Source organism: Herbidospora sp. RD11066 (genome assembly GCF_054661255.1).
In genome coordinates this window covers 1,134,709-1,148,796 of record NZ_BAAGDO010000001.1, presented here as the reverse complement: position 1 = coordinate 1,148,796, position 14,088 = coordinate 1,134,709, and the positions used below count along the sequence as shown (strand labels likewise).

Annotated in this window: 14 protein-coding genes; 10 read left to right on the top strand and 4 right to left on the bottom strand. The window is 68.7% G+C overall.

Annotation, left to right across the window (positions count from 1 at the left end; genetic code table 11):
- Positions 1 to 32: 32 nt before the first annotated feature.
- Positions 33 to 1,232, bottom strand: a complete 1,200-nt coding sequence (locus tag ACYQ78_RS05245) for a DUF6716 putative glycosyltransferase (protein WP_459799517.1) — start codon at positions 1,230 to 1,232, stop codon at positions 33 to 35.
- A complete protein-coding gene (locus tag ACYQ78_RS05240) occupies positions 1,229 to 2,221 on the bottom strand; it encodes a hypothetical protein (RefSeq protein WP_459799516.1) in 993 nt (330 codons plus the stop codon). Before ACYQ78_RS05240 ends, ACYQ78_RS05245 begins: the two co-directional genes overlap by 4 nt.
- Positions 2,222 to 2,426: 205 nt before the next feature.
- On the opposite strand from ACYQ78_RS05240, the gene ACYQ78_RS05235 reads away from it, so the two are divergent.
- From ACYQ78_RS05235 to ACYQ78_RS05190, 10 genes are all read left to right on the top strand, one after another.
- The gene (locus ACYQ78_RS05235) at positions 2,427 to 3,911 is read left to right on the top strand and encodes a sulfatase family protein (RefSeq protein ID WP_459799515.1); all 1,485 of its coding nucleotides are present in this window, start codon (positions 2,427 to 2,429) and stop codon (positions 3,909 to 3,911) included.
- Positions 3,866 to 4,327 carry a MarR family winged helix-turn-helix transcriptional regulator gene (locus tag ACYQ78_RS05230; RefSeq protein WP_459799514.1) on the top strand — a complete coding sequence of 154 codons (462 nt, stop codon included), beginning with the start codon at positions 3,866 to 3,868 and terminating at the stop codon, positions 4,325 to 4,327. Before ACYQ78_RS05235 ends, ACYQ78_RS05230 begins: the two co-directional genes overlap by 46 nt.
- Before the next feature lie 49 nt (positions 4,328 to 4,376).
- Positions 4,377 to 4,982 (top strand): malonic semialdehyde reductase, encoded by a 606-nt coding sequence (locus ACYQ78_RS05225; protein ID WP_459799513.1) that lies wholly within the window; start codon positions 4,377 to 4,379, stop codon positions 4,980 to 4,982.
- Between the two features lie 296 nt (positions 4,983 to 5,278).
- On the top strand, positions 5,279 to 6,616 hold the full coding sequence (locus ACYQ78_RS05220; protein WP_459799512.1) for an ABC transporter substrate-binding protein: 1,338 nt from the start codon (positions 5,279 to 5,281) through the stop codon (positions 6,614 to 6,616).
- 94 nt (positions 6,617 to 6,710) lie between these two features.
- Positions 6,711 to 7,685: a carbohydrate ABC transporter permease gene (locus ACYQ78_RS05215; RefSeq protein ID WP_459799511.1), complete on the top strand. Its 975-nt coding sequence runs from the start codon at positions 6,711 to 6,713 to the stop codon at positions 7,683 to 7,685.
- Complete coding sequence (locus tag ACYQ78_RS05210) at positions 7,682 to 8,563, top strand: carbohydrate ABC transporter permease (protein ID WP_459799510.1); 882 nt, start codon at positions 7,682 to 7,684, stop codon at positions 8,561 to 8,563. Before ACYQ78_RS05215 ends, ACYQ78_RS05210 begins: the two co-directional genes overlap by 4 nt.
- Positions 8,560 to 9,996 (top strand): GH1 family beta-glucosidase, encoded by a 1,437-nt coding sequence (locus ACYQ78_RS05205; protein ID WP_459799509.1) that lies wholly within the window; start codon positions 8,560 to 8,562, stop codon positions 9,994 to 9,996. The genes ACYQ78_RS05210 and ACYQ78_RS05205 overlap by 4 nt, the downstream gene beginning before the upstream one ends.
- A 27-nt stretch (positions 9,997 to 10,023) precedes the next feature.
- On the top strand, positions 10,024 to 11,043 hold the full coding sequence (locus ACYQ78_RS05200; RefSeq protein ID WP_459799508.1) for a LacI family DNA-binding transcriptional regulator: 1,020 nt from the start codon (positions 10,024 to 10,026) through the stop codon (positions 11,041 to 11,043).
- Between the two features lie 5 nt (positions 11,044 to 11,048).
- Positions 11,049 to 11,243, top strand: coding sequence for a hypothetical protein (locus ACYQ78_RS05195; RefSeq protein ID WP_459799507.1), 195 nt, complete (start codon positions 11,049 to 11,051; stop codon positions 11,241 to 11,243).
- Positions 11,244 to 11,299: 56 nt separating this feature from the next.
- Positions 11,300 to 11,710: a hypothetical protein gene (locus tag ACYQ78_RS05190; RefSeq protein ID WP_459799506.1), complete on the top strand. Its 411-nt coding sequence runs from the start codon at positions 11,300 to 11,302 to the stop codon at positions 11,708 to 11,710.
- 36 nt (positions 11,711 to 11,746) lie between these two features.
- Here ACYQ78_RS05190 and ACYQ78_RS05185 read toward each other — a convergent pair whose 3' ends face one another.
- Complete coding sequence (locus ACYQ78_RS05185; RefSeq protein ID WP_459799505.1) at positions 11,747 to 12,649, bottom strand: TauD/TfdA family dioxygenase; 903 nt, start codon at positions 12,647 to 12,649, stop codon at positions 11,747 to 11,749.
- Entirely contained in the window at positions 12,646 to 13,866 is a 1,221-nt protein-coding gene (locus ACYQ78_RS05180) for a glycosyltransferase (protein ID WP_459799504.1), read from the bottom strand. The genes ACYQ78_RS05185 and ACYQ78_RS05180 overlap by 4 nt, the downstream gene beginning before the upstream one ends.
- Positions 13,867 to 14,088: the final 222 nt, after the last annotated feature.

Below are 14,088 nucleotides of genomic sequence, written 5' to 3'. Positions count from 1 at the left end.
AACGGAAGCTCACCGAGCGTGAGCGGAGCCCGTTACTTGAGGAGCTTCTTGATCTTCTTCTTGGCGCGGTAGCCGTAGCGCAGGACCTTCGGCGGCACCTCGATGCGCAGCCGCGCGCGGCGCCGGGCGCCGGCGTGCTGCGGGCCGTCGAGCAGCGACGCCGAGGGCGTCAGCGTGCCCGCGCGGGCGGCCTCGACGAGCGCCAGGGTGCGGGAGGCCCAGTCGTTGTGGGCGGCCTCGTGGAAGTAGTTGGCCGCGCACCACTCGGGCGTCGGGGTGCGGAAGTCGGCCTTGGAGAGGTCGTCGAGGGTGCCCAGCGAGCCGGAGCCCTCGAACACCAGGTTGATCATCTCGGCGCTGACCCCGAAGTCGGACAGCACCAGCAGCGGCACGCCCTGGGCGATGGCCTCCAGCGCGGCGGTCGAGCTGACCGTGACGAAGCCGTGGGCGCGGGCCAGGTGTTCGTGCATCGGCCCGGCCTCGAACGACAACGTGTCGGCGGGCACCCGGCCCTCGGCGGCCATGGTCTTCCAGAGCCGCTCGTAGTGGTGCTTCTCGTTGTGGGTCTGGCGTTCGTCGTCGCGGGCCCGCAGCTTGACGACCACCCGCAGGTCGGGCCGGGCGTCGGCGAGCGCCTTCAGCGCCAGCAGCACGCTCTCGCGGTCGTCGCGCCGCACCGGCACCTTCGCCTGGGTGGCGAACACGACGCGGTCGCGGGTCTCCCCTGCCGTGGGGTGGCCGGTCAGGTCGAGGTAGGGCAGCCGGGCCAGCGCCACCTGGCCGCCGCCGCCGAGCCGGGCCGCGATCTCGCCGAACTCGCGCACCTCGCGGCCGCTGTGCAGGATGAACAGGTCGCAGCCGCTGCGGTAGATCCAGGCCTTCTCGGTCGCCGGGACCGAGATGCCGGGCAGGCCGGTGACGAACACCGGGCGCGGCTTCAGCCCCGACAGGATCTCGCTGACCAGGGCGTCGACGACCGGGCCCGTGCACGACACCAGGATCACGTCGGGTTTGAACCGCTCGGCGGCCTTGCGCAGCGCCCGCGCGCCGAGCGTCTGCACGTCGTGGAACCGGGTCCCGCTGACGGCGGCGGCGATCTGCGACTCCGAGGGGGCGATCGGGGTGCGGACCACGGCGAGCTCGATCTGCCAGTCGGCCGGCGCGCCTCCCACGAGCCCCGCGGCCCACTTCAGATAGGAATCGGAATCGGCCACGGCGAAAACGCGGATCAAGGAGCGACTCTTTCGTGTGCGAAAAGCTGGAGGTGGGAGCGGAGCGACGGGCCCGCTGAGGCGGTCCACCAGTCGTCCGGCACGTCGACCGTCTCCACCGAGACGCCGCGTGCCCGCAGCAGAATACGGAGAGAAGTGACCGCCGTCGACGGCAGACTCAGCACCCGCTGGCCGGGGCGCAGGTCGCGCAGGGTCATCTCGGCGGGGGCGCCGCTCTCGTAGACCGTGACGCCGTCGATGCGGCGCACCCGGTCGAGGTCCTTCGGGTCTTCCCGGCGGTGCGGGTAGTAGGCGACCGGCTCGTCGAGGGCGGTCAGCCACTTCACGTAGGCGTCGCGGTGGATCAGCCCGTTGCGCACCAGCGAGGTGCCGAGCACGACCGTCTTCTCGGACGGCGGCCGCTTGCCCGGCTGGCTGCGCAGCCACGGGAAGTCGTGTTTCACCACGTCGGCCCCGAGCGCGCGGACGGCGTCGGCGACCTCGTCGGGCACCGGCAGCGCGGTGAAGACGGTGAGACGGCTGCGGCGGGCCAGCCGGCGCAGGCGCACCCCGGCCACCGCGCCCATGGCGGTGCGGGCGGTGCCGGGCACGGCGCGGGCGCGCAGCAGCGGGCGGCGTTCGGCGAGCAGTTCGAGCAGCCGGATCGTGGCCAGGCCGTCGTCGACGAGCAGCAGCCGCCGGACCGGCGAGGTCAGCAGGCTGAGCTGGACGCGCCCGGAGAAGGCGTCGCCGACCGCCCACGACCGGCCGGGCTTGGGCATCTTCGCGGTCGGCTCGGCGAAGCGCAGCCCCTCGGGCAGGTCGAGGCGGGAGATCTCGTTGCGGGTCAGGCGGAGCGCGGGCAGACCGGAACGCGGCACGACGGTGGCGTCATCGCCAAGTAGCCCCGCGTGCTGCGCCTCGATGACGCAGAGCAGTTGAAGCGGGGACTCGACCCACGCGACGGACGTACCGCCATTACTCGCAGAACTCTCCATGGACCCGTTCACGACGGGCTCACGGTAGCCGCCGATCGCAACAGGACAGGGAACGACGGGTGAACAGCCGAATACGTGAACCCCCGGATCTCATATGAGTCACTGTCCCGGAGCGCTTGGACCGCTGCAACCGGTTGGGAGAATCCACTACGTTTCGTGCACGGTCCGCTGCTAAATGTACGTTTTCGCAGGTGTAACACAGGCAATGATCTGCCCCATGCTGAAGAGGAGTCTCGCCTGCGGTCTCGCCTTCGCCTTCCTGGCGGCGCCGCTGACCATATCCCCGGCCACCGCTGCGAAGGCGCCTCCGAACGTCGTGTTCATCCTGGCCGACGACCTCGACACCGCCGACCTCCACCGGTTCCCCAACATCGCGCGGCTGGCGTCGAGCGGCACGACGTTCTCCCACTTCTATGTGACGAACCCGTGGTGCTGCCCGTCGCGGTCGTCGATCCTGCGCTCGCAGTACATCCACAGTCACGGCGTCACCAGTAACCGGTTCCCGACCGGAGGCTTCCCGAGGTTCAAGCCGCTGGAGGAGAGCACGCTCGGCACCTGGATGCAGGACGCCGGCTACCGCACCGCACTGTTCGGCAAGTACCTGAACCAGTATCCGGGCGCCGGGGTGCCGCGCACCTACATCCCGCAGGGATGGGACGAATGGGCGGTCCCGGTCACCAACCTCTACCGCGAATACGGCTACGCCCTCAACGACGACGGCATCATCGTCGAGCGCGGCGAGCAGGCCGAGGACTACCTGACCGACGTGCTGGCCCAGAAGGCCGCCTCGTTCGTGGGCCGCGACGACCCGTTCTTCCTCTACCTGTCGCCCACCGCGCCGCACCGCCCGTCCAACCACGCGCCGCGCCACGCCGACGCGTTCGAGGGGGTCAAGGCGCCGCGCACTCCGTCGTTCAACCAGGAGGACGTGTCGGCCGAGCCCCTGTGGGTGCAGGAGCGCACGCGGATGTCGCGGCGGGTCATCCGCAACATCGACCAGATGTACCGCGACCGGCTGCGCTCGACGGCGGGGCTCGACGACCTGGTCGGCACGGTCGTCGAGGCGCTGCGGACGGCGGGCAAGCTCGACAACACGTACATCTTCTTCGGCTCGGACAACGGGTTCCACCTGGGCCAGCACCGGCTGCGGTCGGGCAAGACGACGCCCTACGAGGAGGACGTCCGGATCCCGATGATCGTGCGCGGTCCCGGGGTGCAGGCCGGGCGGGTCGACACCTCGCTCGGCTCGACGGTCGACCTGGGCCCGACGTTCGCCGAGCTCGCGGGGGCGCAGGTGCCGGGCTTCGTCGAGGGCCGGTCGCTGGTGCCGCTGCTGCGCGGGCAGCGGGTGCCGTGGCGCGACGCCGTGCTCGTGGAGTTCGACAAGCCCGACTACGCGCCGGGCTGCCCGCCCACCTACCGGGCGCTGCGCACCGAGACGCACACCTATGTCGAATACGACACCGGCGAGCGCCAGCTGTACGACATGATCAGTGATCCTCATCAGCTCACGAATCTGGCCACCACCGCCGACCCCGCACTGGTCGCCGGGCTGTCCGGGCGGCTGGCCGCGCTGCACGCGTGCTCCGGGGCCGGGTGCCGGGTCGCCGATACCATTTTGGGTGAACGGTCAGATTTCCCTCCCTCAGGAGTGCAATGGATCGGACCCCGACCCCCGAACGCGCCGCATGTGATCGGCTGAGCCCCGGCTTCGGCCACCTGATCCGGGCGGCCGCTGCGCTGGAGCACCTGATCGACCGGACGTTGCAGGACGAGATCGGGATCACCCACGTGATGTTCGAGGTGCTGATGCGCCTCTACCGCGACCACGACGGCTGCACCGCGATCAACGCGCTCGACCTGACCCTGACCAGCGGTGGGATGACCCGCCTGCTCGACCGCATGGAGCGGGCCGGACTGGTCACCCGGGCCCGCCATCCGGGTGACCGGCGGATGACGCTGATCCGGCCGACCGAGCAGGCCTCGGAGATCTTCCTGCGGGCGGTCGAGGTCCATGTGCGGGTGGTCGACCGCCACTTCGACGCCCCCCTGTCGGCCACCGAGCGGGCCACGCTGCGGCGGGCGCTGGCCCGGCTCGAAGAGGTCCTCACAGAATAATTTTGGTTGCTCGGGAAGATATTGCGCACGAAGAAGGTTGTCCGACCACATGAGTGCCATTTCCACCGAGAGCGTCCTCGACGCCACGGCTCAGGACCTGCTCTTCCGCGAGGCGCGGACGGCGAACACGTTCACCGACGAGCCCGTCTCCGACGAGACGGCGCACGCGATCTACGACCTGATCAAGTGGGGCCCGACCGCGATGAACACCCAGCCGCTCCGCATCGTCTACGTCCGCTCCCCCGAGGCGCGGGCCCGGCTGGTCGAGCACATGAGCCCCGGCAACAAGGCCAAGACGGCCGCCGCCCCGCTCGTGGCCGTCCTCGCCGTCGACGTCGACTTCCACGAGAACCTGCCGAAGACGTTCCCGCACTTCCCGGGGGCCAAGGACGCCTTCGCCGACCGTGAGGCCCGCGTCGCGACGGCCCGGTTGAACGGCGCTCTGCAGGTGGGCTACTTCATCGTCGGTGTGCGGGCGCACGGCCTGGCCGCCGGCCCGATGGCCGGGTTCGACAAGGACGCCGTGGAGAAGGAGTTCTTCCCCGGAGGCAACCACGAGGTGCTCGCCGTGGTGAACATGGGCAAGCCCGGCCCGGACGCCTGGTACTCCCGCAACCCCCGCCTGGACCTCCACGAAGCCGTGACGACCGTCTGAATCCGCCCCCACAAGTGGCCTGTCTCCGCTGTGAGATGGGCCACTTTGTTCTCTATGATCTGGGAGCGCTCCCAACTGCGGATATGTACTTTTCATCCCTTTAAGTCCCTTTGAATGCGTCTAACCGTTACCGGAGTAACAGTTAGGTTTCGGCATATTGACGGGTGCGTTGCCCATAGTGGACTCTTCGTGGGAGCGCTCCCAACCTGCTGAGCAGTCGGGGGTCGGCCGGGAGCCCACCTTCAGTCACAGATTCAGTCACAGATTCGGGAACCACCTGAGAGGGGTCCGGAATGATGAACAACACGCGCCGCGGTGTGCTCGCGGCCGTGGCCGCAGGAGCGCTGGCCTTCACGGCCGCAGCCTGTGGCGGCGAAGAGGCAGCCGCACCCGCTCCGAGCGCCGGCGGCTCCGCGGCCCCTGCGGAGAAGATCGAGATCACCCTCAACACCTTCGGCGGCGGCGAGAACTTCGCCTACGACGACGCCGTGGCCCAGTGGAACGCCGCCAACCCCAACGTCCAGGTCAAGTACGTCAACCTGACCGACCGCTTCGAGGACACCTACCTGCCGCAGGTCCTCCAGTGGCTGGAGGCCGGAAGCGGCGCCGGCGACATCATCGCGATGGACGAGGGCGCCATGGGTCTCATGGCCGCCCGTCCGCAGTACTTCGCCGACCTCGGCCAGTACGGCCTCGACAGCCGCAAGGCCGACTTCCCCGCGTTCAAGTACGACGTGGGCGTCAACACCGAGGGCAAACTGTTCGCCCTCGGCACCGACATCGGCGGCATGGCCATGTGCTACCGCACCGACCTGTTCGAGAAGGCCGGCCTGCCGACCAACCGCGACGAGGTCTCCAAGCTCTGGCCGACGTGGAACGACTACCTCGAGGTCGGCAAGAAGTTCAAGGCCAAGGTCACCGACGCGGGCTTCGTCGACGGCGCCAACACCGTGTACAACTCGGTGCTCGCCCAGGAGGCCGGCAAGAACGGCGGCCTCTACTACTTCGACAAGAGCCAGGCCCTCGTGGTCGACAAGAACCCGGGCGTCAAGGCCGCGTTCGACTACGTGCAGTCGCTCAGCTCCGCGGGCCTGACCGCCAAGCTCCGCTCCTGGAGCGAGGAGTGGAACACCGCGATGCAGAAGGGTGGCTTCGCCACCATGGGCTGCCCGTCGTGGATGCTCGGCGTGATCTCCGGCACCTCCGGCGAGTCCAACGCCAAGAAGTGGGACGTCGCGGCGGTGCCCGGCGGCTCCGGCAACTGGGGCGGCTCCTGGCTGATGGTCCCGTCGCAGAGCAAGCACCCGAAGGAGGCCGCCGACGTCCTCAACTTCCTGACCGGGAAGGACGGACAGGTCGCGGCGTTCAAGGAGGGCGGCAACTTCCCGAGCTCCATCCCGGCGCAGCAGGACCCGTCCGTGGCGGAGGCGAAGAACCCCTACTTCAACGACGCCCCGAGCGGTCCGATCTTCGCCGCCTCGGTCGCGCAGCTCGCACCGGTGTTCTTCGGTGAGAAGCACGCCCAGGTGAAGGCCGCCGTCGAGGAGGTCCTCGTGGGCGCCGACCAGGGCTCGGTCAAGTGGGACGAGGCCTGGACCCGCTTCGTGGAGGAGGGCGTGAAGGCCGCGGGCTGATCCCCCGGCCGTGCCGACCGGCCCCTTTCACCGAGGGGCCGGTCCTTACTTGAGCGGCCGGTACCCCGGCCGCTCCTTCCACGAAAGGTTGACGATGAGCCTCAGCGTCGACGCGGGCGCCCGGACCCGCACGGTGCCGCCCGGGCCACGGCGGCACGCGCGCCCGCCGGGCGGCCGGCGACTGCTCTCCTGGCTGGACCTGCGGGCCGCCCCCTATTTCTTCGTCTCTCCCTATTTCATCCTGTTCGCGATCTTCGGCATCTTCCCGCTGATCTTCACCGCCTGGGTCTCGCTGCACGACTGGCAGCTCGCGGGCGACAAGACGTTCATCGGGTTCGAGAACTACGCCGAACTGCTCGTGGACGACAAGTTCTGGAACGCGGTGCTCAACACCGTCGGCATCTTCGTGATCGCGACGGTTCCCCAGCTGCTGCTGGCGCTGCTGCTGGCCAACGCACTGAACAAGAAACTGCGCGGCCGGCTGGTGCTGCGGCTGAGCATCCTCGCGCCGCTCATCACCTCGGTGGTGGCGGTCGCCGTCGTCTTCACCCAGCTGTACGGCCGTGACTACGGCCTGATCAACTGGGTGCTGGGCGGGTTCGGGGTCGACCCGATCCACTGGCAAAACGAGAAGTGGTCGTCGTGGATCGCCATCGCCACGATGGTCGACTGGCGCTGGACCGGCTACAACGCGATCATCTACCTGGCCGCGATGCAGACGATCCCCAAGGACCTCTACGAGGCCGCCTCGATCGACGGCGCCTCCCCGCGCCGCCAGTTCTGGGGCATCACCGTCCCGCTGCTCAAGCCCACGATCATCTTCACCGTCATCGTCTCGACGATCGGCGGCTTCACCCTGTTCGCCGAACCGGTGATGTTCGGCGCCGGCCTGATGACCGGCGGCACGACGGGCCAGTTCCAGACGGTGGCCATGTTCATCGTCAAGGAGGGCTTCCGGGACTTCCAGTACGGCTACGCCGCGGCCGCGGCCTGGATCCTGTTCCTGCTCATCATGATCACCGCACTGATCAACTTCGCCATCGTCCGCGGCTTCGGGAGATCACGATGACGACTTTGACGGTTTCTCCACGCAGGTCACGGGCGGGGACGTCCGGCCTGGACCCGTTCCGCGCCACCACGCTGACCAAGGCGATGCTGGGCCTGGCGATCTTCCTGTCGATCTTCCCGATCTACTGGATGATCGTCATCGCGACCCGCACCAACGAGGACGCGCACAGCATGCCGCCGCCCCTGATCCCGGCCGGCAACCTGGGCGACAACATCCGGGCCGTGTTCGAGGCCGAGAACGCCCACTTCATGACGGGCATCATCAACTCGATCATCATCGCCTGCACGGTGACGATCGGCATCGTGATCATCTCGACCCTGGCCGGGTTCGCGTTCGCCTCGCTCACCTTCCGGGGCCGCAACCTGCTGCTGCTGTCGGTCGTGCTGACCATGATGGTGCCGCTCCAGCAGATGGGCATCGTGCCGCTCTACCAGATGATGGTCACCCTGGGCTGGACGAACACGCTGAAGGCGGTCATCCTCCCGTTCCTGGTGAACGGCTTCGGGGTGTTCCTCATGACGCAGTACACGCGCCAGGCCGTACCGAGAGAACTGGTCGAGGCCGCGCGGGTCGACGGGGCGAGCACCCTGCGGATCTGGTGGAACGTCGCGGTGCCCGCGGTCCGGCCCGGCATGGCCGTGCTGGCGATCCAGACATTCATGCTGATCTGGAACGAATTTCTCTGGCCTCTCATCGTGCTCACGCCGGACAATCCGACTGTGCAAGTCGCGTTGCGGGCCCTGAACGACCGATACTCCACCAACTACGTGCTCATCTTCGCGGGCACGACCATCTCGATCATTCCCCTTCTGCTGGTATTCGTCTTTTTCGGCCGCCAGATCATCGGCGGACTCATGGAAGGTGCGGTCAAGGAGTGACCCAGAACACAGAGACCCAGATCGACACCCCCGGTCTGGTGTTCCCCACCGGCTTCGTCTGGGGATCCGCGACGTCGGCCTACCAGATCGAGGGATCCCTCTCGGCCGACGGCCGCGGCCGATCCATCTGGGACACCTTCGCGGCGCAACCCGGGCGGGTCGTCGGCGGCGAGGACGCGTCGGTGGCCATCGACCACTACCACCGCTACCGCGACGACGTGCGGCTGATGGCCGACCTGGGGCTGACCGCCTACCGGTTCTCGGTCTCCTGGTCGCGCATCCAGCCCGACGGCAAGGGCGAGGTCAACGCCCAGGGCCTCGACTTCTACAAGAAGCTCGTCGACGAGCTGCTCTCCTACGGCATCGCGCCGTGGGTGACGCTCTACCACTGGGACCTGCCGCAGGCCCTCGAGGACGACGGCGGATGGCCGTCACGTGATCTGTCGAAGCGCTTCGCGGACTTCGCCGCCATCACCCACGGCGCCCTCGGCGACCGGGTCGCCAACTGGGCCACGGTCAACGAGCCGTGGTGCGCGGCGTTCCTCGGCTACTCCTCGGGCGAGCACGCCCCCGGCCGCCGCAACCCGGCGGAGTCGATCAAGGCCGCCCACCACCTGAACCTGGCCCACGGCCTGGCGGTGGAGGCGATGCGCGCCCAGCGCACCGACACCCGCATCGGCGGCTGCGTCAACCTGTACGCCATCAGCCCCCAGAGCGACAGCGAGGCCGACCTCGACGCCGCCCGCCGGATCGACGGCATGCAGAACCGCTTCTTCCTCGACGCCCTCATGCGCGGCAGCTACCCGCAGGACGTCCTCGACGACCTGACCCCGCTGATCGCGCCCGAGGAGTACATCAAGGACGGCGACCTGGAGCTGATCGCGGCCCCGCTCGACATGCTGCTGATCAACTACTACAGCCGCTTCACCGTCACCGGCGCCGAGGGCGGCCCCAAGTCGGCGTCCGCGGCCCCGACCGACTCGGGTTCGGCGTGGCCCGGCAACGAGCACGTGGGCTTCGTCAACGGCGGACGCCCGGTGACCGGCATGGGCTGGGAGGTCGACGGCTCGGGCCTGTTCGAGGTGCTCACCCGCCTGCGCGACGAGTACCCCGCCGTGCCTCTGTACATTTCAGAGAACGGCGCCGCCTACGACGACGTGCTGACCGAAGAGGGGACGGTCCACGACCCCGAGCGCCAGGCCTACATCGACACCCACCTGAGGGTCTGTCACCAGGCCATCGAGGCGGGCGTGCCGCTGGAGGGCTACTTCGCCTGGTCGCTGATGGACAATTTCGAGTGGGCGTGGGGTTACGGCAAGAGATTCGGCCTAGTCTACGTGGACTACCCAACCCAGGCGCGCATCCTGAAAGATAGCGCTCTCTGGTACGCCGAGACCATCCGGCACGGGGGCCTCCGGGGTCCGGCACAATAGCTTGAACGTGGTGAGGGGGCAGGACTGATGAACGGGGACCGCCGCTCGGTCGCGAGGCCGACGCTCGAAGCCGTCGCCGCGCGGGCCGGGGTCGGGCGAGGAACGGTTTCACGGGTCATCAACGGCTCACCGAAGGTGAGCGAGAAGGCCCGCGACGCCGTCCTGCTCGCCATCGACGAACTGGGTTACGTCCCCAACCGGGCGGCCCGCACCCTCGTCACCAACCGGACCGACACCATCGCCCTGGTGGTGTCGGAGTCGGAACAGCGCGTGTTCGACGAGCCCTACTTCGCCGGCCTGATCAGGGGAATCGGGTCGGCGCTGGCCGAAACGGGCCTCCAGCTGATCCTGAGCATGGCGCAGAACCGCAACGAGCACGACCGGCTGGAACACTACCTGACGGGCCAACACGTCGACGGTGTCCTGCTGACCTCGGTCCACGGCGCCGACCCCCTGCCGGGCCGCCTCGAAGAACTGGGCGTCCCCACGGTCCTGGGCGGTCGGCCCGTCGGGCTGAACCCCTACAGCTACGTCGACATGGACAACCGGGCCGGCGCGCGGCAGGCGATCAAATACCTGCTCGGCAAGGGCCGCCAGCGCATCGCCACCATCGCCGGTCCGCAGGACATGGGCGTGGGCGTCGACCGTCTGGCGGGCTACCGCGACGCCCTCCTCGCGACCGGCCTGACCGAGCGCGTCGCCTACGGAGACTTCTCCGAGGAAAGCGGTTCCACGGCCATGCGCGAGCTGCTCGACCGCCATCCCGACCTCGACGCCGTCTTCGCGGCCTCCGACCCGATGGCGGTCGGCGCGCTGCGGGTGCTCCGGGAGCGGGGCTGCTCCGTGCCGCAGGACGTCGCGTTGATCGGCTTCGAAGACTCGAAGGTGGCCCTGCACACCGAGCCGCCGCTGACGAGCGTCCACCAGCCGACCGAGTCGATGGGCCGGCAGATGGTGCAGCTCCTGGTCTCCCGGATCAACGGCGAGCCGCTGGAGCAGCCGGTCGTCATCCTCGACACCCATTTGGTGATCAGGGCGTCGACCTGAGAACGGTGTGGCGGCTGACGCTCGTCGCACCGGCCTTCGCCGCAAACCCGTCCCCGCCGGTGTTACCCGAGTGCGGGGCCGAGCACGACGCGGGTTTCTGTGATCAGGCCGCCCTCGCCCACGGAGGGTGCCGGGCCGACGAGGCCGCCGGGTTCCGCGGCTCCCACTGGGGGCGGGCCGCGTGCCGGGCGGCACCGTGACCGGATGCAGGCACGCCTTCCGGCACGGCCGTCTGTAGGGGACGGATACGGAGAATATGGCGGCCCCGGCGAGGATCTCCTTCACCGAGATCGACGTCGAAGGGGCTCCCATGCTCAACCGTTCATCTGGAGGCGCCGGAAAGGCGCTCGCGCTGACCATCGGCGCCATCGTGCTCACCGCGGGTCTGACCGCACCCGCCCAGGCCGAGCCGAACCCGTGCGCGGGCCGCAACTCGGACAGCGGCACCGGCGGCACCATCACCAACGGCGGTTTCAAGACCATCTTCGGGACCTGGTACAACTGCGGCGGTGGCACGGGTGCCGACCGCCGCAGGATCAATGTCAAGAACGGCGCCGACGGCCCCTGCATCACCATCGGCTACGGCAGCACCGAATCCTCGTCGTTCAATCGGAACCTGTACGTCCCGGGAGTCCCCCCGAGGTACGACGGCTGGATCTCCTGCTAACCGGGCCCGCGGAGCCCTGCTCCGCGGGCTTTTCCGTCAGCTCATGGCGACGAGCACGCGCCGGGAACCGGTGAAGGGCCGCCGGCCGTGGCCGACCAGGACGTTGTCGATCAGCAGGACGTCGCCCGTCCGCCAGTCGACGTTCACCGCGTGCTCCAGCCCCCGGTCACGCACCTGGATCACGTGGTCGGCCGGGATCGGGGTCCCGTCGGCGTACTGGACGGACTGGGGCAGGTCCTCCGGCGGCATGATCTCGGCGAGCATCATCGCCGTCTCGTCGCCCAGGGACGCCGGGTGCCACTGGTCCGACTGGTTGAACCAGACCTCCACGCCCGTCACCGGGTGACGCGTCGTCGACGGGCGGATCTGGGTCACGCGCAGCCCGCCGTCGCTCCGCCACGTCCACTCCGCGGACGACGCGTCGAGGAACGCCTCGACCTCCTTCTTGTCGGAGGTCTCGAAGGTCTCCTGCCAGCTCTTCCCGAGCCCCATCCCCCCGTGCAGGTTCTGGGTGTAGCGGACGCCCTTGGCGAACGCCTCCCGCACCTCCGGGTCGAGGGATTCGAGCCACGTCACTCCGTCGACCACCGGGGTCGCGCCGCCCTGTTCGGCCGCCTTCGCGCAGAAGAACATCAGCCGGGACGGCCACGAGGCCGCGTAGGAGAGTTCGTTGTGCATGGAGATGGTGTATTCGGCCGGGTACTCCGTCGAGGTGTAGACGTTCTGGCCGACCTTGGTGCGCGGGGAGTTGCCGTGGACGTAGGCCAGGCGGTTGGGCAGGAGCAGGTCCATCGGGGGGTCGAGGGTGGGTTCGGTCACGCCGAAGCCGCGGAAGACCAGGGCCTTCTTCTCGACCAGCAGGTCGTCGATCGGGGTCGCGCGCAGGAAGTCGGCCAGGGGGCGGCCGTCGGAGGTCAGTTCATGGGGTTGCCAGCTCATCGGGATCCTTTTCTCAGGTGGCGTCTGAGCGCTTCGCGCTGGGATTCCGTGAGGACGGGACGAACCGGGCGCGGGGGGCCGAGGAGCGAGGCGATGAGGGCCGCCGCTCTCGTGATGCCCGCCGACGGGTCGAGGTCCTCCGGGGCCGCGGGCTGCTCCCCCGATGCGAGCAGATCGCGCAGGTGTTCCCCCGCCTCGGGCCATTTCCCGGGCGGAAGCCATTTCGCCAAACCGAGCTTCGCCAGCCGGGCGGCGTTGTCGGGGCGGTCGGCGCCGTCGGCCAGAACCAGCTGCGGGGTTCCGGCCATCAAAGCGCGGGTCAGAGTGCCGATGCCGCCGTGGTGCACAACTGCTCTGACTTTCGGTACGACCTGGTCGAACGGCAGCCGATCGAACCAGCGCACCTCTTCCGGCAGTGGCGACGGCAGTAATTCGGGATAGGGCGTGACTACTACAGCGGGTAGGCCGTCGACGGCTTTCAACGCCGACACGTAGAACGCCTCGTTGAGCATGCGCCCGGTGCCCCCGGAGATGAGCACGGGACGGTCGGCCACGACGTCCTGAGAGAACGCTCCCCGGGACGCGGCGTCGGGCACGGCGAATCCGGCGAGTTCGAATCGCGCGGGGGATTTCGCGCCCGCCTGGTCGAACCATCGGGGCCATAATCCGATGTCCATCGTGGCGCCGGCGAAGTAGCCGTACCAGTCGGTGATGGGGGGCAGGCCGAGGTCGTCGCGGACGGACTGGAAGCCCTCGGCGAGTTCGGTCGAGTACATGTGGGCGGCCAGGCGGGCGCCCATCACCTGGATCGGCGAGACGGCGACCCAGGCGACCGGGCACCGCAATATTTCGGCGGCGAACCGAACCGACAACGCCGAGGTGTGCCGGCCGACCAGGACCGTGTTGCCCGGGTCGTGGCGCTCCATGATGGCCTTGACCTCGAAGGCGAGCTGCTCGAACAGGCCGTTGCGCTCGTAGAAGGCGAGCCAGCCGAGCCCGCCCCTGGTGTCCATGAGGCGGGCGGTGTCGGCCTGATGGCGGGCGTACTGCACGGGGGTGTCGATCGCGGCGAAGGCGAGACCGGCCGCCGCCTCCTGGTAGTGGGCGTGGGTGATCAAGGTCACCTCGTGGCCGCCCCGGCGGAGTTCCGACCCGAGCCGGACGAAGGGCATCACGTCGCCGTCGGTGCCATGGGTGACGGCGATTATCCTCGGCACGCCACCCGCCCGGCGCCCGGAATTTCGGCTGACAGTGAGTTGCGCATGAAAGTTTCTGTTCCCTTGCATCGGTGACGGTCGGTGGGTGATACTCCGACTGAGAAAGCGCTCTCTCTTTCCCGGATGCCCGTCCTGGAATGAGACCAAAGAAGCAGTAGTGACATGTTCCTGTCAACGGTGATCCCGCATAATGGAACGTCTGCTTCGGCCGTCCGGGAATGT